25 protein-coding genes are annotated in these 22,859 nt (G+C 68.9%); 17 read left to right on the top strand and 8 right to left on the bottom strand.

Annotated features, from left to right (window positions below; genetic code table 11):
- Positions 1-18 precede the first annotated feature (18 nt).
- From BOX37_RS19555 to BOX37_RS19530, 6 genes are all read right to left on the bottom strand, one after another.
- Positions 19-1,215 carry a serpin family protein gene (locus BOX37_RS19555; protein ID WP_071928922.1) on the bottom strand — a complete coding sequence of 399 codons (1,197 nt, stop codon included), beginning with the start codon at positions 1,213-1,215 and terminating at the stop codon, positions 19-21.
- A 307-nt stretch (positions 1,216-1,522) separates the two neighbouring features.
- Entirely contained in the window at positions 1,523-1,966 is a 444-nt protein-coding gene (locus BOX37_RS19550; protein ID WP_071931673.1) for an SgcJ/EcaC family oxidoreductase, read from the bottom strand.
- A gap of 46 nt (positions 1,967-2,012) precedes the next feature.
- Positions 2,013-2,636, bottom strand: a complete 624-nt coding sequence (locus BOX37_RS19545) for an alpha-ketoglutarate-dependent dioxygenase AlkB (RefSeq protein WP_071928921.1) — start codon at positions 2,634-2,636, stop codon at positions 2,013-2,015.
- 78 nt (positions 2,637-2,714) lie between these two features.
- Positions 2,715-3,323 carry a hypothetical protein gene (locus BOX37_RS19540; RefSeq protein WP_071928920.1) on the bottom strand — a complete coding sequence of 203 codons (609 nt, stop codon included), beginning with the start codon at positions 3,321-3,323 and terminating at the stop codon, positions 2,715-2,717.
- Positions 3,324-3,346: 23 nt separating this feature from the next.
- Positions 3,347-4,225, bottom strand: coding sequence for a phosphotransferase enzyme family protein (locus BOX37_RS19535; RefSeq protein ID WP_071931672.1), 879 nt, complete (start codon positions 4,223-4,225; stop codon positions 3,347-3,349).
- A 25-nt stretch (positions 4,226-4,250) separates the two neighbouring features.
- Positions 4,251-5,141: an RNA polymerase sigma-70 factor gene (locus tag BOX37_RS19530; protein WP_071928919.1), complete on the bottom strand. Its 891-nt coding sequence runs from the start codon at positions 5,139-5,141 to the stop codon at positions 4,251-4,253.
- 171 nt (positions 5,142-5,312) lie between these two features.
- On the opposite strand from BOX37_RS19530, the gene BOX37_RS19525 reads away from it, so the two are divergent.
- From BOX37_RS19525 to BOX37_RS19515, 3 genes are read left to right on the top strand one after another with little or no spacing between them, the layout of a single operon-like run.
- Positions 5,313-5,468, top strand: a complete 156-nt coding sequence (locus BOX37_RS19525; RefSeq protein ID WP_156910464.1) for a hypothetical protein — start codon at positions 5,313-5,315, stop codon at positions 5,466-5,468.
- 5 nt (positions 5,469-5,473) lie between these two features.
- Positions 5,474-5,974, top strand: a complete 501-nt coding sequence (locus BOX37_RS19520) for a VOC family protein (RefSeq protein WP_071928917.1) — start codon at positions 5,474-5,476, stop codon at positions 5,972-5,974.
- A gap of 32 nt (positions 5,975-6,006) precedes the next feature.
- Entirely contained in the window at positions 6,007-6,810 is an 804-nt protein-coding gene (locus tag BOX37_RS19515; protein ID WP_071931671.1) for a MerR family transcriptional regulator, read from the top strand.
- Between the two features lie 78 nt (positions 6,811-6,888).
- On the opposite strand, the gene BOX37_RS19510 is transcribed toward BOX37_RS19515, so the two are convergent.
- Positions 6,889-7,272, bottom strand: coding sequence for a hypothetical protein (locus tag BOX37_RS19510; protein ID WP_156910463.1), 384 nt, complete (start codon positions 7,270-7,272; stop codon positions 6,889-6,891).
- 59 nt (positions 7,273-7,331) lie between these two features.
- Here BOX37_RS19510 and BOX37_RS19505 point away from each other — a divergent pair, with 59 nt between their 5' ends.
- The 8 genes from BOX37_RS19505 to pyrF all read left to right on the top strand — a co-directional run bounded on the left by BOX37_RS19505 (position 7,332) and on the right by pyrF (position 17,280).
- Entirely contained in the window at positions 7,332-8,300 is a 969-nt protein-coding gene (locus BOX37_RS19505; RefSeq protein WP_240504947.1) for an AraC family transcriptional regulator, read from the top strand.
- 154 nt (positions 8,301-8,454) lie between these two features.
- On the top strand, positions 8,455-9,087 hold the full coding sequence (pyrR, locus tag BOX37_RS19500; RefSeq protein WP_071928916.1) for a bifunctional pyr operon transcriptional regulator/uracil phosphoribosyltransferase PyrR: 633 nt from the start codon (positions 8,455-8,457) through the stop codon (positions 9,085-9,087).
- Complete coding sequence (locus BOX37_RS19495; protein WP_071928915.1) at positions 9,084-10,040, top strand: aspartate carbamoyltransferase catalytic subunit; 957 nt, start codon at positions 9,084-9,086, stop codon at positions 10,038-10,040. The genes pyrR and BOX37_RS19495 overlap by 4 nt, the downstream gene beginning before the upstream one ends.
- A gap of 58 nt (positions 10,041-10,098) precedes the next feature.
- On the top strand, positions 10,099-11,397 hold the full coding sequence (locus BOX37_RS19490) for a dihydroorotase (protein WP_071928914.1): 1,299 nt from the start codon (positions 10,099-10,101) through the stop codon (positions 11,395-11,397).
- 12 nt (positions 11,398-11,409) lie between these two features.
- The gene (locus tag BOX37_RS19485) at positions 11,410-11,925 is read left to right on the top strand and encodes a PH-like domain-containing protein (RefSeq protein ID WP_071928913.1); all 516 of its coding nucleotides are present in this window, start codon (positions 11,410-11,412) and stop codon (positions 11,923-11,925) included.
- Positions 11,922-13,037: a glutamine-hydrolyzing carbamoyl-phosphate synthase small subunit gene (gene carA / locus BOX37_RS19480; protein ID WP_071928912.1), complete on the top strand. Its 1,116-nt coding sequence runs from the start codon at positions 11,922-11,924 to the stop codon at positions 13,035-13,037. The genes BOX37_RS19485 and carA overlap by 4 nt, the downstream gene beginning before the upstream one ends.
- The gene (gene carB / locus BOX37_RS19475) at positions 13,037-16,399 is read left to right on the top strand and encodes a carbamoyl-phosphate synthase large subunit (protein WP_071928911.1); all 3,363 of its coding nucleotides are present in this window, start codon (positions 13,037-13,039) and stop codon (positions 16,397-16,399) included. The genes carA and carB overlap by 1 nt, the downstream gene beginning before the upstream one ends.
- A gap of 56 nt (positions 16,400-16,455) precedes the next feature.
- Entirely contained in the window at positions 16,456-17,280 is an 825-nt protein-coding gene (gene pyrF, locus BOX37_RS19470; protein ID WP_071928910.1) for an orotidine-5'-phosphate decarboxylase, read from the top strand.
- Positions 17,281-17,633: 353 nt separating this feature from the next.
- On the opposite strand, the gene BOX37_RS19460 is transcribed toward pyrF, so the two are convergent.
- Positions 17,634-17,981: a DUF6463 family protein gene (locus BOX37_RS19460; protein WP_240504945.1), complete on the bottom strand. Its 348-nt coding sequence runs from the start codon at positions 17,979-17,981 to the stop codon at positions 17,634-17,636.
- Between the two features lie 30 nt (positions 17,982-18,011).
- On the opposite strand from BOX37_RS19460, the gene BOX37_RS19455 reads away from it, so the two are divergent.
- The 6 genes from BOX37_RS19455 (at position 18,012) to metK (ending at position 22,845) form a co-directional block, all read left to right on the top strand.
- The gene (locus BOX37_RS19455) at positions 18,012-18,602 is read left to right on the top strand and encodes a TetR/AcrR family transcriptional regulator (protein WP_071928907.1); all 591 of its coding nucleotides are present in this window, start codon (positions 18,012-18,014) and stop codon (positions 18,600-18,602) included.
- 348 nt (positions 18,603-18,950) lie between these two features.
- The gene (mihF, locus tag BOX37_RS19450) at positions 18,951-19,271 is read left to right on the top strand and encodes an integration host factor, actinobacterial type (RefSeq protein WP_030203531.1); all 321 of its coding nucleotides are present in this window, start codon (positions 18,951-18,953) and stop codon (positions 19,269-19,271) included.
- 5 nt (positions 19,272-19,276) lie between these two features.
- A complete protein-coding gene (gene gmk / locus BOX37_RS19445) occupies positions 19,277-19,861 on the top strand; it encodes a guanylate kinase (RefSeq protein WP_071928906.1) in 585 nt (194 codons plus the stop codon).
- Positions 19,862-19,888: 27 nt separating this feature from the next.
- Positions 19,889-20,167 (top strand): DNA-directed RNA polymerase subunit omega, encoded by a 279-nt coding sequence (gene rpoZ, locus BOX37_RS19440; RefSeq protein ID WP_071928905.1) that lies wholly within the window; start codon positions 19,889-19,891, stop codon positions 20,165-20,167.
- 28 nt (positions 20,168-20,195) lie between these two features.
- A complete protein-coding gene (gene coaBC, locus BOX37_RS19435) occupies positions 20,196-21,413 on the top strand; it encodes a bifunctional phosphopantothenoylcysteine decarboxylase/phosphopantothenate--cysteine ligase CoaBC (protein WP_071928904.1) in 1,218 nt (405 codons plus the stop codon).
- Between the two features lie 220 nt (positions 21,414-21,633).
- Positions 21,634-22,845 (top strand): methionine adenosyltransferase, encoded by a 1,212-nt coding sequence (gene metK / locus BOX37_RS19430; RefSeq protein ID WP_071928903.1) that lies wholly within the window; start codon positions 21,634-21,636, stop codon positions 22,843-22,845.
- The last annotated feature ends 14 nt before the right edge of the window (positions 22,846-22,859 follow it).

Here is a 22,859-nt window from a genome sequence, read left to right as displayed (position 1 = left end):
CAACGCCGATTACCGGTCTCACGGTGGCGGCTCCGGGAATCGCGCCCTCGCGGACTCGGTAGTGGCAGGTCGGACCCGGTCTCGCGGCGGCTCGGTGACCTGACCGGCGACCAGGACCAGCCCGCTCGCGCGGTCCACCGCCAGGAATCCGAACGGCCGATCGATCGTCACGGAGGTGATCGTCGACCACTGCTTGCGCGGCATCCCCGCCACGGCCATCGCGACAGCGGTGACGGCGGCCGCCTCGAAACCGGTGGCATCGAACCGTGCCAGCACATGCTGGGCCGCCGCGTTCAGCGCGAGCGGAGTGTCGCTGAGCCCGGGAAAATGACCCCGCGACCCGTCGAGCGCGGTGGTGAGACCGAACAGTGCCGCCTGGCCCGTCAGGTCGTGCGCGCTGCGCACCTCGAAGGGGGGCAGGGCCAGCGAGGTGCCGTTGCCGCCACCCCATGACTCGACCCGGCGCACGGTCAGGCATGGCGCGATGCTGCCGGCGGGCGGGTCCGTCCGCACCTCGATCGCGTCGTCGAGCGCGGCGATCCCGGCGGCGAGGCCGTGGCGCGGTCCGTCGGCGCTGATCAGAAGATGGACATCGAACTCACCGCGACCGGTGACCACGACTCGGGTGACATCCTCGCCGAGGATCGAGACACTGCGGTCACCCCGCGAGAACCGTCGCAGACCCGGCCCCCGATGTCCCTGCCACGGACCGGTTTCCGGCGCGAACTCCCGCGGCTCGAACGGCTGCACCCACTGCGTGCGCGCCACGAGCGCGGTCGCCACGGCGAGCACGGTCTCCGGCGTGATCTGTAGCGGAAATTGTTCGATCAGACCCTGCGTGTGGTCGCGCGCCCAGGCGTCGAGCACGGCCTGATCACCCAGGACGCCGACGGTCCCGACAGGCATGCTGTGCACCCACTCCGGACGCAACTCCAGCCCCGGCCGCACCCAGGTGCCGATCGCCGTCGACACCTCACGAGATTCATCGAGCGCGCGCAACAGCTCCAACCCCGCCGCGTGCGCGTCCTCGGCACGGATCCCGACCGCATCGGCCAGCTCGGCGCGAGCCCCGCCCCCGGCCGCCCCGGCCAGCACCGCCAGCAACGGCCACAGCCCCGCACCCGAGACCACCGCGTCCGCCGCGGCGAACGTCGCCGACCACCGTTCGGTGAGCGCGTTGGCCGCACGCACCTGCGCCGTCAATGGACTCCCCATGCCCGAATCCTACGGGCCATCCCCGACATCTCGCCGGACCGTACCCGGTGACCGGTTCCGCCGCTCGGTTCCGAACTCGACCCACGCGAACATCGTTCCTGCCCCGGTCACACTGCTCATGATCAACTCGATGAATCGCCGAGCAGTGGAAAATATCTCGTGATCAGGGCCGTAGCAGAACCGCACCCAGCGCGGCAGGCCGATGCCGGGCGACCTCGGCGAGTCAGGCGGGCCCCGACCGGCCGGTGAGCCCGCGGCGCGATCGACTCGCGCGCTGCGGGAGATCCTGGCTCGGCTCGGCCCGGAGTCACTGTGCGGGCGGCACCAGTGTGTTCTGTCGCGCCGCGGTCCACCACGTACCGCCTTCTTTCACCAGGACATACAGGGCGACCATGGCGGGCTCGGTGTCGATCAGCGTGCCGTCGGCGGCGGTGGCGCGGGCCTGCTTGCGGGCGATGGCGACATCTGGGCGAAGGAACGAGACTTCGGTGACGTCGTAGCGGACGTGCTCTTCTCTCAGGAAGCCGGACAGTCCGCGCCGAGTCGCCTCCAGTACCGCGTCGTGTCCGTGGAGCACTCCGCCGACGGCGTTGCCGACGCTGGCGTTGGCGGTGAACGGCGCGGCCAGTAGTTCGGCGTCGTTGGTGTTCATGGCGGTCTGGGTGTCGGCGATGATCGCGTGAATCGCCGCGACGTCGGCGGCGTGGTCGATGGAGCGGTCTTCGATGGCCGGGGGTTCGGTGCTGTTCATGATCATCATCGTGATTGCTCAACCATGGTTGAGGTCAAGGGTGTTGTCAGCGGACGTCGCGCGTGCGGAACTGAACGCTGATGCGCGGGCCCACTGGGCGTGTGGTCTTCGGCACGGCGTGCTCCCAGGTGCGCTGACACGCGCCGCCCATCACCAGTAGGTCCCCGTGTCCGGCGGCGAATCGCACGCTCGCGCCCCCGCCGCGCGGCCGCAGCAGTAGCGACCGGGCCGCGCCGACCGAGACGATCGCGACCATCGTGTCGTGGGTGGCGCCGCGCCCGATCGTGTCGCCGTGCCAGGCCACGCTGTCGCGGCCGTCGCGATAGAAACACAGCCCCGCGGTCCGGAACGGTTCGCCGAGCTCGCTCGCGTAATGCGCCGAGAGCGCCGTCCTCGCCTCGACCAGGATGCGGTCGGGCAGTGGATCGTTCTCCCCGAAGAACGACACCAGTCGCGGCACGTCGACCACCCGGTCGTACATCGGCCGCCGCTCGGCATGCCACGGCACCCGCTCGGCCAGCCGGTCGAACATCACACCCGCCCCACTCAGCCATCCAGGTAGGACATCCACCCAGGAGCTCGCGTCGAGTGGGGTCCGTCGAACCGCCGAGAGTGAACCCAACGCCACCGCATCACCGTCGAACAGCGAACTCTGCAGGGGTAACGACATGTCGGCGATCCTACCAGCGATTCGAATGTGTGTTCGAACGCAGTGCGGTGGTGTCAGCGGCCGCCGACCGTCGATACGTCACACGGTGGGCAGTCCGTCGACCAAGCTGTCGAGCAGGTCCAGGTCGTAGCGATCCCGACGTGGCGGTGCCAACGTCTCGAGGTCGAGTGCAGGCGGAAAACCGTCGATGACACGTCCGGAGTCGAGTCGCTCCAGGGCGGCATACCATTCGGCCAGCGGTTCGGAAAGGCGTGCGTGCAGGTCGAAGTGTCGACGGCGTCGAGTCGGATCGCCGAGGCGTTGTGCCATCAGCCGCGGTGCATCCGGAATCGACAACAGCACAACATCGGGAAGTCCGAGCTGACGCCGCGCGAAGGCGCTACGGACGGCAGCGAGTTCATGTTCGAACCGCGAGAACGGCGCCGCACCCACCGCCGCCAGGCACCAGCTGTAGTGCAGCTTCAGCGGATCACTGTCACACACCGCGACCCCGGTAGTGCCCGACAACTCCAGCGCCTTCGCCCACCGCTGAGAATTCACGCCCACCCAGTACGCCGCCTGCCCAACCAGATCGGCCCCCTCCGGCTCCACCCCGGTGGGCGCGTACTCGGCAACGAACGCCAGCCCCGAACCTCGACACCACGTCGTCTTCCCCGCAGCACTGGGCCCTTCCACAGCAACGATCACCGCGAAGACCCTACTGATCTCGACTACAGCCTCAGGCGGTGGAAGGCGGTCAGGCGTTCGTGGTGGTAGGCGAGGTCGTCTTCGTCGTGTTCGGCACCGCGGGCGACGGTGAGGGTGAAGTAGGCGGCTTCGCGGCGGAGGCGGTGTCGCATGAGTTGGGTGCGGGTGCGGTCGTCGAGGGGGGAGGCTGTGCCGCCTGCGGCGTGGTAGGTCGCGACGAAGTGGCGGGCCGCGGTGGGGTCCTGGCCGAATTCGTCGGCGAACTCCAGTGCGGCCGAGGCCAATTCGACCTCGGGTGGGCCGATGAGGGCTGCGTCCCAGTCGAGCAGTGCTGTGACGTGTCCGTCGTGGGCGAGGAGGTTCGCCTCGGAATAGTCGCCGTGGAGCGGTTGCACGCGGGCGGTGCGGGTGAACTCGGCGAGCCAGCGGTCGAGCTCGGGGTCGGGTAGTTCGGTCGAGGGTGTGCCGTCCAGGCCGACCTCGAGGAAGCCGGGGCGGGGGCGTGGTGGCGGTCGATGATCGGCCAGCGTGCGATGCACGCGGGCCAGCAGCGTTGCGGCTTCGGCGACCTGGACGGGGTCGTCCACGTCGACCCACTGTCCGTCGACCAGCGGCCACACGGTGACCGGACGGCCGTGCACCACCGCGACTGTCGACCCGTCGGCGCGGGCCAGCGGCGCCACGACCTCGTCGACCGCACCGGCCGCGACGGCGATGCCGTTGCACCACTGCACCTCGGCTGGATCGCGGTCGAGCCCGCCGATCCGCACGACCACTTCGCCGACGCGGTACGCGGCGGATTCGCCACCGCCGGAGAGGCGTTCGCCCTCACCTCGGATTCCCCACTCGGCCGCGACGGCGGCGCGGATGTCCTCACTCAGCGGAATATCGACCTGCGTCACCACTCCACTTGTAGCAGGGCGGAGCTCAGCGGCTCACCGCGGTCTCGCGCTCCACGCGCGACAGCTTCTCCGGGTTGCGAACGATGTAGAGCCCCGAGATCGCGCCGTCGTCGATGCGGACGGCCATGATGCAGTCGATCACGCCGTCGATCCGAATCGTCAGTGCCGGAGCGCCGTTGAGCTGCACGACCTCGGTCGAGACGGGCCCGGTGATCCTGGGGATCCCGCCGCCGAGCAGGCGGACGACCTTGTCGGCCCCGAAGATCGGGTTGACCACCGCCTTGACGACACCGCCGCCGTCGGCGAGCAGCACGACATCGGGAGCGAGCAGGTCGAGCAGACCCTGGAGGTCGCCGGTCTCGACCGCGCGCCCGAAGGCTTCGAGGGCGTGGCGGCTCTCGGTCGAGGACACGACGCCGCGCGGTCTGCGGGCGGCGACGTGCGCTCGCGCGCGGTGGGCGATCTGGCGGACTGCGGCGGGGGTCTTGTCCACCGCGTCGGCGATCTCGTCGTAGGGCAGGTCGAACACCTCGCGCAGCACGAACACCGCCCGCTCGACCGGGGCGAGCGTCTCCATGACCAGCAGCATCGCCATCGACACGCTGTCGGCCAGCGTGACGTCGTCGGCGATGTCGGGGGTGGTCAGCAGCGGCTCCGGCAGCCACGGCCCGACGTAGTTCTCCTTGCGCCGCCCCAGCGTGCGCAATCTGCTCAACGACTGGCGGGTGGTGATCCTGACCAGATAGGCGCGTTGATCCCGCACGGTCGCGAGCTCTACATCGGCCCAGCGCAGCCAGGTCTCCTGCAGGACGTCCTCGGCGTCGGCGGCCGAACCGAGCATCTCGTAGGCGACGGTGAACAGCAGATTGCGGTGCGCGACGAACGACTCGGTCGCGGGGTCCATGCGCTCGCTCATCGGTGACTCCTGTCGATCGGCGGTTCTGTCGCACACCAGACGCCCGAGAGCGCCGCGATGTGACAGCCATGCTCGGTGATCCGCGTCATGTCGGCGGTGCTGTCACAGGGTCTGAGTGCCCGGCGTCTTGTGGTCGTCCACCCAGCCAACACCACCCGCGAGGACGACGCCATGAGCGCACGATTCGACCTGTTCACCAACGAGCTCGCCACCAGGTTCAGCAAGCGATTCGCCGCGGCCGCGGTGATCATCGACCAGTCGTCGCTGGCGGAGAGCACCAGGGGGCTGGTGAACTTGACCCTCACGTTGCGTAAGGGTTCACGCTGACTCGTATGACCGAAACATTCCCCGCCTTCGATATCAGCCCCGTGCCGATCCCCGGCCCCGATGCGGTGGCGCCCGAGCCGTTCCGCGGCCTCTACGGCATGCCGATGTTCGTGACCGTGCAGACCGCCGACCTCGCCGCTTCGGTGGCCTTCTGGACCGAGGTGCTCGGCTTCGTCGACCTGTTCTCGGTGTCGGCGCAGCTCACGCATCTGCGGCGCTGGGCGTTCCAGGACGTCCTGCTCGTCCCCGGGGCCCCGGCCGCCGAGGCACCCGCGCTCACCGTGAGCTTCTCGTGTGTTCTCGGGGAGCTCGACGCGATCTCCGCCGCGTGTGAGCAGGCGATTCCGGGCTGCACGGCGGGGCCGCGACAGATGCCGTGGAATTCGGTGGAGCTCGAGGTCCGCACGCCGGAGAACACGCGGGTGATCATGACCGCGGCGCGCCCCTACGACCCGGACAGTCCAGAAGCCGCGCATCCGCGGTCGATCGGCATCGAGGCGCCGTAGCGATGCCGCCGACGCCGGGCAGACTGGTGGACATGGCGCAACCGTCCACCACGGACCACCGCACCGTCGGCGCGGCGGCCCGACTGCTCGGCGTCACCACCCGCACCCTGCACCACTGGGACACCGTCGGGTTGGTGAGTCCGTCCGAGCGCACGCCCGCGGGCTATCGGCTCTACACCGCCGCCGACCTGGCCCGCGCCCACCGGGTACTCGTCTACCGGGAACTCGGTGTCGCGCTCGACGAGATCGGCGCCCTGCTCGACGCACCCGCCGCCGAAGCCCTCAGCACTCTGCGCCGCCAACGCGACGAGCTGGGCGCCAGGATCGACCGCCTCGAGCAGATGGCCGAGGCGGTGGACCGGATGATCGCGGCCAGGGAATCGGGCATCCTGCTGTCCGCCGAGGACCAGATCGCGATCTTCGGCGGCCACTGGCAACCCGCCTGGGTGGATCAGGCCCACGAACAGTGGGGCGACACCCCGCAGTGGGCCCAGTACGCCGAGCGCGCCGCCACCCGATCCGCCGCGGACTGGCAGCGCATCACCGCCGAGACCGAAGCACTGCACGCCGACCTCGCCGCGGCCTGCCGATCCGGTGTGGTCCCCGGCGATCCCCGCGCCGACGCACTCGCCGAACGACACCGCGCGTCCTTGTCCCAGTACTTCGACTGCACCCACGCGATGCACGTCTGCCTGGGCCGCCGCTACATCACCGACCCCGATTACACCGCGTTCTACGACGGACTCACCCCCGGCCTGACCGCATGGCTGCGCGACATCATCGACGCCAACGCCCGCGCCAACGGCACAGACCCCGCCACGGCGACATGGGAGTGAACGCACCGGGACATGGTGTGCGGGGACCGATGTCTGCAGCGGGAACGACGCCGACTTCGAACTGAGCCGTGGCGGCGTTCAGCCGCCAACTGCCAGCAGACATGTCGCGGCGATCAACGCGACCAGCGCGATGACATCGACGCGGGCCACTCGCAGCGTGCGCGAATTCAGCTGACTCGGGCCGATGACGGCCGTCAGTGCGAGAAATGAAGCGGTGCTGATGATTCCGGCTGCGATCGTGACAGGTCTGGCGGCGGGCATGAATGCGCAGACGAGCAAGCCGATGCCGACCGTGCCGAGTAGAACGGCCCGGTGGCGCAGGAGTAGTTCGAAGTCCCGGTCCGGGATCGAGGTGCCGTAGGCGGTGGCCGCTCGGCTCGGCGCGAGGGCGATCACGCCGGGTATCACGTGCACCAGGCCGACGATTGCCAGGATCACCGCGGCGACGACTTCTGTGACCATGTCCGGCTCCTTCGCCATCGTCCCGGCGGGTGCCGGGATGTCGTGCAAGCATGGCGGGCATGGGCACACAGCCACTTCCGGAAACGTGTCGCATCCCGGCGACGGTGTGGTTGTGGGCGGGGCACGCCCTCTATCGCGGGCCGTCGCTGCGGCTCGACCGGCATTCGGGCGCGGTGCTGTGCCTGGCGATCGGCCTCGACTCGATGTTCACCGTGGAAGCGGACGCGTTCGGCGCGCGTTCGGCCCGCAGCGTGCTCGTCCCGCCGCGGACGCCGCACCGGATCATCGCCGAGACACCAATGCTGTTCTGCTACATCGATCCCGGCTCACCGCGTGCGGCGGCGTGCCGAGGCCGAATGACCGAGTTCAGCGGAGGATTCGGCTTCGGCCATGAGCACGAAGCGGCATTGATCCGGCTCGGGTCCGAGTTCGGCGCGCAACAGCACCTCGGCGGCGACCCCGGCACGGTGTTCGACCTCGCGAGCAGCGCGGTTCGGTTCGCGATGGATCCACGGATCGCCGCCGCTACGGCGATCCTGTGCGCCGACCCGGCAGCACCGATCACCGCCGACCACCTCGCCGCCGCCGTCCACCTGTCGAAATCCCGCCTCCTGCACCTGTTCGCCGAGCACGCGGGCACCACCTTCCGCCGCTACCGCGTGTGGGCCCGCATGCTGGCCGTCGGCCGCGCGGTCGCCGAGGGCGCCGACCTCACCACCGCCGCCACCCACGCGGGCTTCGCCAGCCCCTCGCATTCAGCGACACCTTCCACGCCATGTTCGGCCTCACCGCGACCGACCTGCTCGCGGCCGGAGCCCGCATCATCATCGAAGAGGATTCAGGCCCGCGCTGCGCCGAGTCGGCGGGCTGAGGCGATCGGGTGGGCGGCCGGGAGGGTCCATGGCGGCTGTCGGACCGTTGATCACCACGCTCTCAGGCCCGCACCGAACACTCGACACCGCAACACATCGCCGCCCACCTCATCCGGCGAAACCCCCGCGCTCACAGCACTTTCGCGCCGACTGTGATCACGACCGCACCACATGCCACCGACCCGCCCCCGGTGGCCGTGCTCACAGGCCGACCTACCTGGTCAAAGGCGCGTCGCGGCGCTGATAGGCTGACGGGCGAGTGGAGACATCCTTTAACGGACCGTCCGGTGAGGCGGGGAAGGAGGTCGGCATGGCTGTGCCCGAACGGGCGGCCAGAACCGGCGCGGGCGAAACATCCCAGCGGCACACCCCGGAGTGGGTGGCGGCCGGGCGAGAGTTGTTGTCACCGTCCGATGTGCACCGCACCGTTGCGCGAATCGCGCATCAGATCATCGAGAAGACCGCCCTGGATTCCGGCGACGCCGACGCACCGCATGTGGTCCTGATGGGCATCCCGACCCGCGGCACCACCCTGGCGAACCGGCTGGCGGCCAAGATCGAGGAATTCTCCGGCGTGCGCCCCGCACTCGGCTCCCTCGACATCACCCTCTACCGCGACGACCTGCGCAGTCGTCCGCACCGCCCGCTCGAGCGCACCTCGGTGCCCGACGGCGGCATCGAGAACGCCCTGGTCGTCCTCGTCGACGACGTGCTGTTCTCCGGCCGCACCGTACGCTCGGCCCTCGACGGCCTGCGCGACCTGGGCCGCCCCCGCGCGGTCCAGCTGGCGGTCCTCATCGACCGTGGCCACCGCGAGCTGCCGATCCGCGCCGACTACGTGGGCAAGAACGTGCCGACCGCGCGCGCCGAGGACATCTCGGTGCTGCTGAGCGAACACGACGGACACGACGGTGTGTACCTGCATCAGGAGGCGCAAGCGTGAAGCATCTGCTGACGGTCGCCGATCTCGATCGCGGCACCGCCACCGAATTCCTCGACGAAGCCGAGCGCTTCGAACAGGCCCTGCTCGGCCGCGAGGTCAAGAAGCTGCCGACCCTGCGTGGGCGCACCGTGATGACGGTCTTCTACGAGAACTCCACCCGCACCCGCGTGTCCTTCGAGGTCGCGGGCAAGTGGATGAGCGCCGACGTGATCAATGTGAGCGCCTCGAGCTCCTCGGTCTCGAAGGGCGAATCGCTGCGCGACACCGCGCTCACCCTCCACGCCGCGGGCGCCGACGCGCTGATCGTGCGCCACCCGGCCTCGGGAGCGGTGCACCAGATCGCGGGCTGGATGGAGCAGTGGGCACGCGAGGAGAACCGCGCCGCCCCGTCGATCATCAACGCCGGCGACGGCACCCACCAGCACCCGACCCAGGCGCTGCTCGACGCGCTGACCTTGCGGCAGCGCCTCGGCGACGTCGAGGGCAAGCGGATCGTGCTGGTCGGCGACATCCTGCACAGCCGGGTCGCCCGCTCCAACGTCCTGCTGCTCAATACCTTGGGTGCCGAAGTGGTGCTGGTCGCGCCGCGCACCCTGCTGCCGGTCGGCGTGCAGGGCTGGCCCGCCCGGGTCGCGACCTCGCTCGACGCCGAACTGCCCGGTGCCGACGCGGTGATGATGCTGCGGGTGCAGGCGGAGCGGATGAACGGCGGGTTCTTCCCGTCGGCCCGCGAATACTCGATCAACTACGGACTGTCCGAGCGTCGGCTCGCGCTGCTCGACGACGACGCGGTGGTCCTGCACCCCGGTCCGATGCTGCGCGGCATGGAGATCGCCTCGGCGGTCGCCGATTCGCCGAAAGCCGCTGTCCTGCAACAGGTGACGAACGGGGTGCACATGCGAATGGCCGTGTTGTTCCGGCTGCTCGTCGGCACCCAGGAGGTGGCGGCGTGAGCATGCAGCAGCGGAGCACGACCACGGAGGCCGCCCGAGCACGCAAAGAGGAGACCGCGTGAGTGAACTGCTGATCAAGAATGTGAAGCCCTATGGCGAGGGTGAGCCGGTCGATGTGCTGGTGCGCGACACCGTCATCGCCGAAATCGGTTCCGGCCTCACGGCATCCGAGGACGCCGAGACGATCGAGGGCAACGGCCAGATCCTGCTGCCCGGCTTCGTCGACCTGCACACCCACCTGCGCGAACCCGGCCGCGAAGACACCGAGACCATCGAAACCGGTTCCGCCGCAGCGGCACTGGGCGGCTACACCGCGGTGTTCGCGATGGCCAACACCAGCCCGGTCGCGGACTCGCACGTCATCACCGATCATGTGTGGCGGCGCGGCCAGGAGGTCGGCCTGGTCGACGTGTTCCCGGTCGGCGCGGTCACCGTCGGGCTGGAGGGCAAGCAGCTCGCCGAGATGGGCACCATGGCCGCCGGCGTGGGTCAGGTACGGGTGTTCTCCGACGACGGTCACTGCGTCTATGACCCGCTGATCATGCGCCGCGCCCTCGAATACGCGAACTCCCTGGGCGTGCTCATCGCCCAGCACGCCGAAGAGCCGCGCCTGACCAAGGGCGCCGTCGCGCACGAGGGCCCCAACGCCGCGCGCCTGGGCCTGGCGGGTTGGCCCCGTGCCGCCGAGGAGTCGATCGTGGCGCGCGACGCGCTGCTGGCCCGCGATGCCGGTGCTCGCGTGCACATCTGCCACGCCTCCACCGCCGGCACCGTCGAACTGGTGAAATGGGCCAAGTCCCAAGGCATCTCGATCACCGCCGAGGTGACCCCGCACCACCTGCTGCTCGACGACTCGCGCCTGGAGACCTACGACGCGGTGAACAAGGTGAACCCGCCGCTGCGCGAGTCCTCCGACGCCGCCGCGCTGCGCGAGGCACTGGCCGCGGGCATCATCGACTGTGTCGCCACCGACCACGCCCCGCACGCCGAGCAGGACAAGTGCTGCGAGTTCGCCGCCGCCCGCCCCGGCATGCTCGGCCTGGAGACGGCGTTGTCGATCATCGTGCAGACGATGGTGGTGCCCGGTCTGCTCGACTGGCGCGGCGTCGCGAAGGTGATGAGCGAGAAGCCCGCCGCGATCGTCGGCCTCGACGACCACGGCCGTCCGATCGCCGTTGGCGAGCCCGCCAACCTGACGCTGGTCGACCCCGACGCCGAGTGGACGGTGCGCGGCGCCGAACTGGCGAGCATCTCGAACAACACACCATTCGAGGACATGACGTTCCCGGCCGAAGTGACAGCCACGGTGCTGCGCGGCCGGGTAACTGCCCGCGAGGGCAAGGCGGTCGGGATCTAGGAGGCCAGGAACGTGGAAAGAACTCTGTGGGTGGTGGGGTGTCTGGCCCTGTTCCTCGGTTGCCTGTGGCTGATGTACCGAGCCTGGCAGAAGAAGGAGGCCCGGCAGCAGGCACAGATCGGTGACCTGCCGACGGTGCCCGCCGAACTGGGCGCGCAACTGCTGGAACCGACCTCCGGCCTGTACCTGGGCAGCACCTTCGCGCCCAGTTGGCAGAACCGGATCGCGGTCGGTGACCTGGGATTCCGGGCGACCGCCGAACTGACGCGGTTCGAACGCGGAATCCTGCTCGAACGCGACGGGGCGACGCCGATCTGGATTCCGCAGGAATCCCTGACGGTCGTGCGCACCGAACGCGGACACGCGGGCAAAGTGATGACAAACAATGGTGTGCTGGTAATTCGCTGGAAGCTGCCGACCGGAACCGAGATCGACACGGGGTTCCGCGGCGACGACAAGACGGTGTACCCGGCCTGGACGGCTGGGTCGGCGGATGCGACCAGGGCGACGACGGGAGACGACGAATGACACAGGCGAAGGCTGCCCTGGTGTTGGAGGACGGCCGCGTGTTCCGCGGTACCGCCTTCGGCGCGCAGGGCCAGACACTCGGCGAAGCGGTGTTCTGCACCGCGATGACCGGGTACCAGGAAACCTTGACCGACCCGAGCTACGCCCGCCAGATCGTGGTGGCCACGGCCCCGCAGATCGGCAACACGGGCTGGAACGACGAGGACGACGAGTCCGGCAAGATCTGGGTCGCCGGCTACGCCGTGCGCGACCCCTCGCGGGTGTCGTCGAACTGGCGGTCCACCGGCACGCTGCAGGATCAGCTCGACCGCCAGGACGTGGTCGGCATCGCGGGCATCGACACCCGCGCGGTGGTGCGCCACCTGCGCACCCGTGGCTCGATGAAGGCGGGCGTCTTCTCCGGTGCCGCCCTCGCCGGTGACGACGAGTTGCTGGCCCGGGTCAACGGCCAGCCCTCCATGCTGGGCGCCGACCTGGCCGAAGAGGTCAGCACCGACGGCCTGTACACGATCGAACCGGTCGGTGAGCACCGCTTCACCGTCGTCGCGGTCGACCTCGGCATCAAGACCAACACCCCGCGCATGTTCGCCGAGCGCGGCGTGCGCACCCATGTGGTGCCGTCGAACACCTCCCTCGACGACATCCTGGCGCTGAACCCGAACGGGGTGTTCCTCTCGAACGGTCCCGGCGACCCGGCCACCCAGACCGGCGCGATCGCGCTCACCCAGGGTGTGCTGGAACGTGGGATCCCGCTGTTCGGCATCTGCTTCGGCAACCAGATCCTCGGCCGCGCGCTGGGCCGCAACACCTACAAGATGAAGTTCGGTCACCGCGGCATCAACATCCCGGTGGTCGAAGAGGGCACCGGCCGCATCTCCATCACCGCGCAGAACCACGGGTTCGCGCTCGAGGGTGAGAAGGGCGAGCAGTTCGACACGCCCTTCGGCAAGGCCGAGGTCTCCCACATCTGCGCCAACGACGGCACCGTCGAGGGTGTGCGGCTGATCGACGGCCGCGCCTTCTCGGTGCAGTACCACCCCGAGGCCGCCGCAGGCCCGCACGACGCCGCATACCTGTTCGACCGGTTCGCCGGTCTCATGGAAGGATCCTGATGCCTCGTCGTCAAGACCTCGAGCACATCCTGGTGATCGGCTCTGGCCCGATCGTGATCGGCCAGGCGTGCGAATTCGACTACTCCGGTACCCAGGCGTGCCGGGTGCTGCGGTCCGAGGGGCTGCGCGTCTCGCTGGTGAACTCCAACCCGGCGACCATCATGACCGACCCCGAGTTCGCCGACTCCACCTACGTGGAGCCGATCACCCCGGAGTTCGTCGAGAAGGTCATCGAGAAGGAACGTCCCGACGCGATTCTGGCGACTCTCGGCGGGCAGACCGCGCTCAACACCGCGGTCGCGCTGCACGAGAACGGGGTGCTGCAGAAGTACAACGTCGAGCTGATCGGCGCGGACTTCGAGGCCATCCAGCGCGGTGAGGACCGGCAGAAGTTCAAGGACATCGTCGCCAAGGTTGGTGGTGAGAGTGCCCGCAGCGCCGTCTGTTACACCATGGACGAGGTCCGCGAGACCGTCGCCGAGCTCGGTTACCCCGTGGTCGTTCGCCCCTCCTTCACCATGGGCGGACTCGGCTCGGGCATGGCCTACAACGAGGAAGACCTCAACCGCATCGCCGGTGGCGGCCTGGCCGCTTCGCCGACCGCGAACGTCCTGATCGAGGAGTCCATCCTCGGTTGGAAGGAATTCGAGCTCGAGCTCATGCGCGACGGCCGCGACAACGTGGTCATCGTCTGCTCGATCGAGAACGTCGACCCGATGGGCGTGCACACCGGTGACTCGGTCACCGTCGCCCCTGCCATGACGCTCACCGACCGCGAGTACCAGAAGATGCGCGATCTCGGTATCGCGATCCTGCGCGAGGTCGGCGTCGACACCGGCGGCTGCAACATCCAGTTCGCGGTGGACCCCAAGGACGGTCGCCTGATCGTCATCGAGATGAACCCCCGCGTCTCGCGCTCCTCGGCGCTGGCCTCGAAGGCCACCGGCTTCCCGATCGCCAAGATCGCCGCCAAGCTGGCCATCGGCTACACCCTCGACGAGATCGTCAACGACATCACCGGCGAGACCCCCGCCTGCTTCGAGCCGACCCTGGACTACGTCGTCGTGAAGGCGCCGCGGTTCGCGTTCGAGAAGTTCCCCGGCGCCGACGCCACCCTGACCACCACCATGAAGTCGGTGGGCGAGGCGATGTCGATGGGCCGCAACTTCTCCGAGGCCCTCGGCAAGGTGCTGCGCTCGCTCGAGACCAAGGCCACCAGCTTCTGGACCGTCGAGGACGGCCAGTGGGCGCCGAAGGATCCGAGCGATCCGGCCTCGGTGCGCGAGGCGATCGAGGCCGTCCTCACCGACCTGCGCGTGCCCACCGAAGGCCGCATCTACCAGGTCGAGCGGGCGCTGCGCTACGGCGCGAGCATCGAAGAGGTCGCGCTGGCCTCCGGTGTGGACCCGTGGTTCGTCGCCGAGGTCCTCGGCCTGGTCGAACTGCGCCAGGAAGTTCTCGACGCGCCGGTCCTCGACGAGGACCTGCTGCGCCGCGCCAAGCACTACGGCCTGTCGGACCGTCAGCTCGCCGCCCTGCGGCCCGAGCTCGCGGGTGAAGCGGGTGTGCGCTCGCTGCGCCACCGCCTCGGCGTGCGCCCGGTCTACAAGACCGTCGACACCTGCGCCGCGGAGTTCGAGGCCAAGACGCCGTACCACTACAGCTCCTACGAGCTGGATCCCGGCGCGGAGTCCGAGGTCGCGCCGCAGCGTGAGCGCGACAAGGTGATCATCCTGGGTTCGGGCCCCAACCGCATCGGTCAGGGCATCGAGTTCGACTACTCGTGTGTGCATGCGGCACAGACGCTTTCGGCCGCCGGGTACGAGACCGTGATGGTCAACTGCAACCCCGAGACCGTCTCGACCGACTACGACACCGCTGATCGCCTCTACTTCGAGCCGCTCACCTTCGAAGATGTGCTCGAGGTGTACCACGCCGAGGCCGAGTCGGGCACCGTCGCCGGTGTCATCGTGCAGCTCGGCGGCCAGACCCCGCTGGGCCTGGCGCAGCGGCTCACCGACGCGGGCGTGCCGGTCGTGGGTACCTCCGCCGCCGCGATCGACCTGGCCGAGGACCGTGGCGAATTCGGTGACGTGCTCGTCGCGGCCGGACTGCCTGCGCCCAAGTACGGCACCGCCACCACGGTCGAGCAGGCCAAGAAGATCGCCGCCGAGATCGGCTACCCGGTGCTGGTGCGCCCGTCCTACGTGCTGGGCGGGCGCGGCATGGAGATCGTCTACGACGAGAAGTCGCTCGAGGGCTACATCTCCCGCGCCACCGAACTCAACCCCGATCACCCGGTGCTGGTCGACCGCTTCCTCGAAGACGCCATCGAGATCGACGTCGACGCCCTGTGCGACGGCGAAGAGGTCTACCTCGGCGGCGTGATGGAGCACATCGAGGAAGCCGGCATCCACTCCGGTGACTCCGCGTGCGCGCTGCCCCCGATCACGTTGGGCCGCAGCGACATCGAAGCTGTGCGCCGCTCCACCATCGCGCTGGCCAAGGGCATCGGCGTCAAGGGTCTGCTCAATGTGCAGTACGCGCTCAAGGACGACGTGCTCTATGTCCTCGAGGCCAATCCCCGTGCGAGCCGGACGGTTCCGTTCGTCTCCAAGGCGACCGCGGTCCCGCTGGCCAAGGCGTGCGCGCGGGTCATGCTCGGCGCCACCATCGCCGACCTGCGCAAGGAAGGCATGCTGCCGCCCGAGGGTGACGGCGGCCATGTGCCGCTGGACGCGCCCGTCGCGGTGAAGGAGGCCGTGCTGCCCTTCCACCGGTTCCGTCGCGCCGACGGCACCGGCGTGGACTCGCTGCTCTCCCCGGAGATGAAGTCCACCGGCGAGGTCATGGGCATCGACGCCGACTTCGGCACCGCCTTCGCCAAGAGCCAGGCCGCCGCCTACGGCTCGCTGCCCACCGAGGGCACCGTGTTCGTCTCGATCGCCAACCGCGACAAGCGCGCCATGGTGTTCCCGATCAAGCGGCTGCACGATCTGGGCTTCCGCATCCTCGCCACCGCGGGCACGGCGGAAACATTGCGCCGCAATGGCATTCCCTGCGAGCAGGCGCGCAAGCACTCCGACCCGGAGAGTGTCGACGAGGCCACCGGTATGCCGGAGGCCTCCATCGTGGAGCAGATCCGCGACGGCGAGATCGACATCGTGTTCAACACCCCCTACGGCAACTCGGGCCCCCGTGTGGACGGCTACGAGATCCGCACCGCGGCGGTGGGCGCGAACATCCCGTGCATCACCACCGTGCAGGGCGCGGCCGCGGCGGTGCAGGGCATCGAGGCGAGCATCAACGGCGGCATCGGCGTGCGCTCGCTGCAGGAACTGCACTCGAAGCTGCGTGGCTGATCAGGCGCCGCGCGTCGCACCGGACGCGCGGGGAGAACACAGAAGGAGCGGGACCCATGACGACGTTCGGTAGCCGATTGCAGCAGGCCATGCGGCAGTTCGGTCCGGTGTGCGTCGGCATCGATCCGCATCCCGGCCTGATGCGCGCCTGGGGCCTGCCCGAGGACGTCGACGGGCTGGAAACCTTCGCCGAGATCTGCGTCGAGGCCTTCGACGGGCGCGTCGCCCTGGTCAAGCCGCAGGTCGCGTTCTTCGAGCCCTACGGGTCCGGCGGGATCGCGGTCCTGGAACGCACCATCTCGGTGCTGCGCGCCTCGGGCACCCTGGTGCTGGCCGACGCCAAGCGCGGCGACATCGGCTCCACCATGGATGCCTACGCGCAGGCCTGGCTCGGCGACCGCCCGCTCGGCTCGGACGCGGTGACGGTCTCGCCCTACCTCGGTTTCGGCTCGCTCGATCCGGCGCTGAGCTTGGCGCAGGCCAACCACCGCGGGGTGTTCGTGTTGGCGGCGACCTCGAATCCCGAAGGGGCGCAACTGCAACGGATCGCCGCACCGGACGGTCGCACGATCGCGCAGACGATGGTCGACGAGGCCGCGGCCCGCAATGCCGGACCCGGCTTCGGTTCGGTCGGCGTCGTCGTCGGCGCCACGCTCGCCGAGGCGCCGGACCTGTCGGCCCTCAACGGCCCCATCCTGATGCCGGGCGTCGGCGCGCAGGGCGGGGGAGCGGACTCGATCCGCGCGCTGGTCCCGGAGGCCAACTTCGCGGCCGCCATTCCCGCGGTGTCCCGCGAACTCCTCGGCGTCGGGCCGTCGGTGACGGCGCTGTGCGACAAGATGGCTCAGCTGCAGGAGGAGTTCGCCTTCCTGCAGCGCTGATCCGAACACGACAGGCCGGGGCAGCGACACGCTTCCCCGGCCTCGTCGCTCTCCACGCCTGCTGCCGATCCGGGACCTGCTCTGCGGCCCAGTGTGCCCTGTTGTTCGGCCTCGCCGCCGAGGTGATGCCGGCCGCGCTGACACTCGGTCTCGCCGACCCGCAGCACGACGTCGGCGTCGGACCACCGCGCCGATGCCTCGACCACAGTCCCGACGACCCGCGAGCGGACTGTCACGAGGCCGGCGGCGGCCAGGAAAGCGGCAACCAGCACAGGTCCCCGGGCACCGCAACGAAGGCTCGAAAGAGTTTCTGTCGCAAAGGTTTCGACGCGGCGGATGCGGAAGGCCCCGGCTCAGGCCGACGTCGGCTGCTGCGCCCTGGCGCGCCACCAACCCAGCGCACCAGCCCCCAGCGGCACCAAGAGGGTGATGAATCCGGATACCGGCTCGAAGACCAGCCCGAAGACCACGGTGACGGCCAGCACGATCAACACCGACCCCGGCACGAACCCGCGCGCCCGTTCGAGCTCGATCATCGCCAACCCGAGACCGATCCCGACCACGCCGAAGGTGGTGAACCAGAACGACAGCTCGATGTCCTGATCGCTGACCGACAACAGGACGACACCCATGATCGTGTGCACGGTGGCGATGAAGGTGAGCGCGGCCCCGGCGATCGGGAATCTAGTTTTTGAATTCATATTCATAAACTGTGCCACTAGGCTGAGCCGGTGGCAAGACCCCGCCTCTTCACCGACGATCAGGTGCTCGACGCGGCCCGTGACCTGCTGGTCGATCCGGCGATCACGCGCCCGTCCATCGCGGCGATCGGCACCGCCGCCGGGGTGCACTCGGGTTCGATCTATGTGCGTTTCGCCTCACGTGACGAACTGCTCGCTCGCCTGTGGCTGCGCGCTATTCGCCGTTTCCACGAGGGCTTCGTCACCGCCCTGACCGGGCCGTCTCCCTTGCTCGCCGCAGCCGTGTTCCTGCCGCGTTACTGCCGAGAACACCCGACCGAGGCCAGGGCGATGAAGATGTTCCATCACGACGAGCTGCTCGACGTCGGCCCCGAGGAGCTGCGCGCTGCGATCGCCACGGTGAACGACGACATGCACGCCGCCCTGTTCGCCGCGGTCGGCGTCGAATTCGGGGCCGCCGACGAGCGCTCGATCGCTGTGGCCGAGGCCGCGGTGAAGGCGATTCCGTACGGCCTGGTGCGCGACTACATCGCCCGCGCCGCACCGATTCCGGACTGGGTCGACGCCGTCACCGCCACCGCGTCGGGCGCCGTGCTGGCCGAGTTTCGGGCCCGTTCGTGACGACATGCGGTACGAAATCCCGCGACACGCCGGTAATTTCGGGAAACCCCCTGGTCGAGTGCCGCCGAGTTTGCCAGGCTGATCAGCGCGACCGGCGCAACCTAGTGGCTATCATCGCCCATATCGGTATAACAGCTGGTAGAGGTATATTTTTTGGATTCGGCACGACGATCGCAGCAGGGGAATCAGCGGTCACCGCATCGGGCCCGCGCGCCCCATACGGCATCCGTAATCCTGCCCTGACCTGGGGGTCGGGTTCGCAATCGGCGGGCGCCGTGGGTACGGTCGCACAGACCGTCCGGGTAACCGGCGGTAGATCTAGCAATGAACGATGAGACGGAGGAACCCGTGGCCCTTCCCCAGCTGACTGACGAGCAGCGCGCCGCTGCTCTGGAGAAGGCGGCTGCCGCTCGCCGCGCTCGGGCAGAGCTCAAGGAGCGCCTGAAGCGCGGCGGCACCAACCTGAAGCAGGTCCTCACCGATGCCGAGTCCGATGAGATTCTCGGCAAGATGAAGGTGTCGGCGCTGCTCGAGGCTCTGCCGAAGGTGGGCAAGGTCAAGGCTGCCGAGATCATGACCGAGCTGGAGATCGCCCCCACCCGGCGGCTCCGTGGCCTGGGCGACCGTCAGCGCAAGGCGCTGCTGGCTCGCTTCGACTTCGACTCCTGATTCAGGTGGTCGAACACACGCGGAAGGGTCGACTGGTCGTACTGGTCGGCCCCTCGGCCGTGGGTAAGTCCACGGTCGTGCGGTGCGTGCGGGAACGCCTGCCCGAACTGGTCTTCAGTGTGTCGGCGACGACCCGGGCCCCCCGGCCTGGGGAAGTCGACGGCCGTGACTACCGTTTCGTTTCCCGAGCCGAGTTCGACGCCATGATCGAGGCGGACGAACTGCTCGAATGGGCAGACATCCATGGGGGGTTGCAGCGATCGGGCACCCCCGCGGCCCCGGTGCGGGAAGCACTGGCGGCCGGATATTCAGTACTGATCGAAGTCGATCTGGCCGGTGCGCGGTCGGTCCGCGCGGCCATGCCGGAGGCTCTGCTGGTGTTCCTCGCACCGCCGAGCTGGGAGGAGCTGGTCTCGCGGCTGCGTTCGCGCGGTACCGAGACCCCCGAGGTGATCGAGCGCAGGCTCGAGACCGCCAGGGTCGAATTGGCGGCCCGTGACGAGTTCGACACGGTCATCGTGAACAGCGAGGTGACCACTGCTTGTGAGCAGTTGGTATCGTTGTTCGTTAGCACAAATTCGAGTTCTTGACCCACTGAACCGCAGGAGCCTCCCCTAGTGAGTACGGACATCACCGTAGTGCCCGCGTACGACACCCCCATCGGCCTCACCAACCCGCCGATCGACGAGCTGCTCGAGCGCACCTCGTCCAAGTACGCCCTGGTCATCTACGCGGCCAAGCGGGCGCGTCAGATCAACGATTACTACAACCAGCTCGGCGACGGCATCCTCGAGTACGTCGGCCCGCTGGTCGAGCCCGGCCTGCAGGAGAAGCCGCTGTCGGTCGCCATGCGTGAAATCCACTCCGACCTGCTCGAACACACCGAGGGCGAGTGACCATCTCTACTCCGGAGGCGTAAAGACCATGCGGATCGTCGTCGGGGTCGGCGGGGGCATCGCCGCCTACAAGGCGTGTGCCCTCGTTCGTCGGTTCACCGAGACCGGACATCAGGTGCGGGTCATTCCCACCGAGTCCGCGTTGGAGTTCGTCGGTAGGGCGACCTTCGAAGCACTGTCCGGTCAGCCGGTGCACACCACGGTGTTCGCCGACGTGCCCGAGGTGCCGCATGTCCGGATCGGCCAGGAGGCCGATCTCGTCGTCATCGCCCCCGCCACCGCGGACCTCATGGCCCGCGCCGCGCAGGGGCGCGCCGACGATCTGCTCACCGCCACCTTGCTGACGGCCCGATGTCCGGTGCTGTTCGCGCCCGCGATGCACACCGAGATGTGGGAACATCCGGCGACGGTGGCCAATGTCGCGACGCTGCGCGCGCACGGCGCCACGGTCATGGAACCCGCCTCGGGTCGGCTCACCGGCACCGACACCGGTCCGGGCAGGCTGCCCGAGCCGGAGGAGATCTTCGGCCTGGCCTCGCTGCTGCTCGAACGCGCCGACGCGCTGCCCCGCGACCTCACCGGTCGCCGCGTGGTGATCACCGCGGGTGGAACGAGAGAACCGCTCGATCCGGTGCGTTTCCTCGGCAACCGCAGCTCCGGCAAGCAGGGCTATGCCCTGGCCAGGGTGGCCGCCCAGCGCGGCGCCCAGGTGACGCTGATCGCGGGCAACACCATCGAGCTCGCTCCGCCCGCCGCGGTCGACCTGGTCCACATCACCACCGCCGACCAGCTCAAGACCGCGGTCGACAAGCACGCGCTCGGCGCCGACGCGGTCATCATGGCGGCCGCGGTGGCCGATTTCCGGCCCACCCACGTCGCGGCGGCCAAGATCAAGAAGGGCGCGGACGAGCCCGACGTGATCCCGCTGACCAAGAACGAGGACATCCTCGCCGGACTGGTGCACGCCAGGACCGAGGGGCGGCTCACGGACACCGCGATCGTCGGTTTCGCCGCCGAGACCGGCGACGACAACGGCGACGTGCTCACCCACGCGCGGGCCAAACTTGCCCGCAAGGGGTGCGATCTGCTCGTGGTCAACGCGGTCGGCGAGGGCAAGGCGTTCGAGGTCGACACCAACGACGGGTGGCTGCTCGGCGCCGACGGCACCGAACAAGCTCTCGATCACGGCTCCAAGGCCCTGCTGGCCAGCCGGGTGCTCGACGCGCTCGTTCCACTGCTGCGCTGACCGGGGCGCGTCACCGATCTCGAGCGAGATGTGTTGCACCGCAATGACGGTCGCGCAGTGTACCGCTCAAGTGGGTGTTCGGTGTGCGGCTTGGTCCTTACCCGCCACCATGTCGGTGGTTTCGAATAGTCTGAGAAGAAGGGTTGTGCGGAAGCCGTCGGAGGACGAAGCTACCGTCGCAAGCCGATACGAGTAACCCGTTGAGGGAGAGGGAACAACTGTGCGTACGACCGGCAGTCGGCTATTCACCAGTGAGTCCGTGACGGAAGGCCATCCGGACAAGATCTGTGACGCGATCAGCGATTCCATCCTCGACGCGTTGCTCACAGAGGATCCGAGCAGCCGGGTCGCGGTGGAAACACTGGTGACCACGGGTCAGGTCCATGTCGCGGGCGAGGTCACCACCTCCGCCTACGCCGACATCCCGCGGATCGTCCGCGAGAAGGTCCTCGAGATCGGATACGACTCCTCCGCCAAGGGGTTCGACGGCAACTCCTGTGGCGTGAACATCGCCATCGGCGCCCAGTCGCCCGATATCGCCCAGGGCGTCGACACCTCGCACGAGGCGCGCGTCGGCGGCTCCGACGACGAGATCGAGCGCCAGGGCGCCGGTGACCAGGGCCTGATGTTCGGCTATGCCACCACCGACACCCCCGAACTGATGCCGCTGCCGATCGCGCTCGCGCACCGGCTCTCGCGCAAGCTCACCGAGGTCCGCAAGTCTGGCGTGCTGCCGTACCTGCGTCCCGACGGCAAGACCCAGGTCACCATCGAATACGACGGTGACCGCCCGGTTCGCCTGGACACGGTGGTCATCTCCACCCAGCACGCGGCCGATATCGACCTGGACAACCTGCTCGCCCCCGACATCCGCGAAAAGGTCGTCGACGCGGTGCTCGGCGACCTGGACCTGCCCTCGCTCGACACCTCCGACATCCGGCTGCTGGTCAACCCGACCGGCAAGTTCGTGCTCGGCGGGCCGATGGGCGATGCCGGTCTGACCGGCCGCAAGATCATCGTCGACACCTACGGTGGCATGGCCCGCCACGGTGGCGGCGCGTTCTCGGGCAAGGATCCGTCGAAGGTGGACCGCTCGGCCGCGTACGCGATGCGCTGGGTCGCCAAGAACGTGGTGGCCGCCGGGCTGGCCGAGCGCGTCGAGGTGCAGGTCGCGTACGCGATCGGCAAGTCGGCCCCGGTCGGTCTGTTCGTCGAGACCTTCGGCACCGAGACGATCGACCCGACCAAGATCTCCACCGCCATCGCGGAGGTCTTCGACCTGCGTCCGGGCGCGATCATCCGCGATCTCGACCTGCTGCGCCCGATCTACGCGCCGACCGCGGCCTACGGTCACTTCGGTCGCACCGATATCGACCTGCCCTGGGAGCACACGGACCGCGCCGACAAGCTGCGCGCGGCCGTCGGCCTGTAGTACCCACCGCCCGC

Source organism: Nocardia mangyaensis, from assembly GCF_001886715.1.
Lineage (GTDB): Bacteria > Actinomycetota > Actinomycetes > Mycobacteriales > Mycobacteriaceae > Nocardia > Nocardia mangyaensis.
This window is presented reverse-complemented; position numbering and strand designations above follow the sequence as displayed.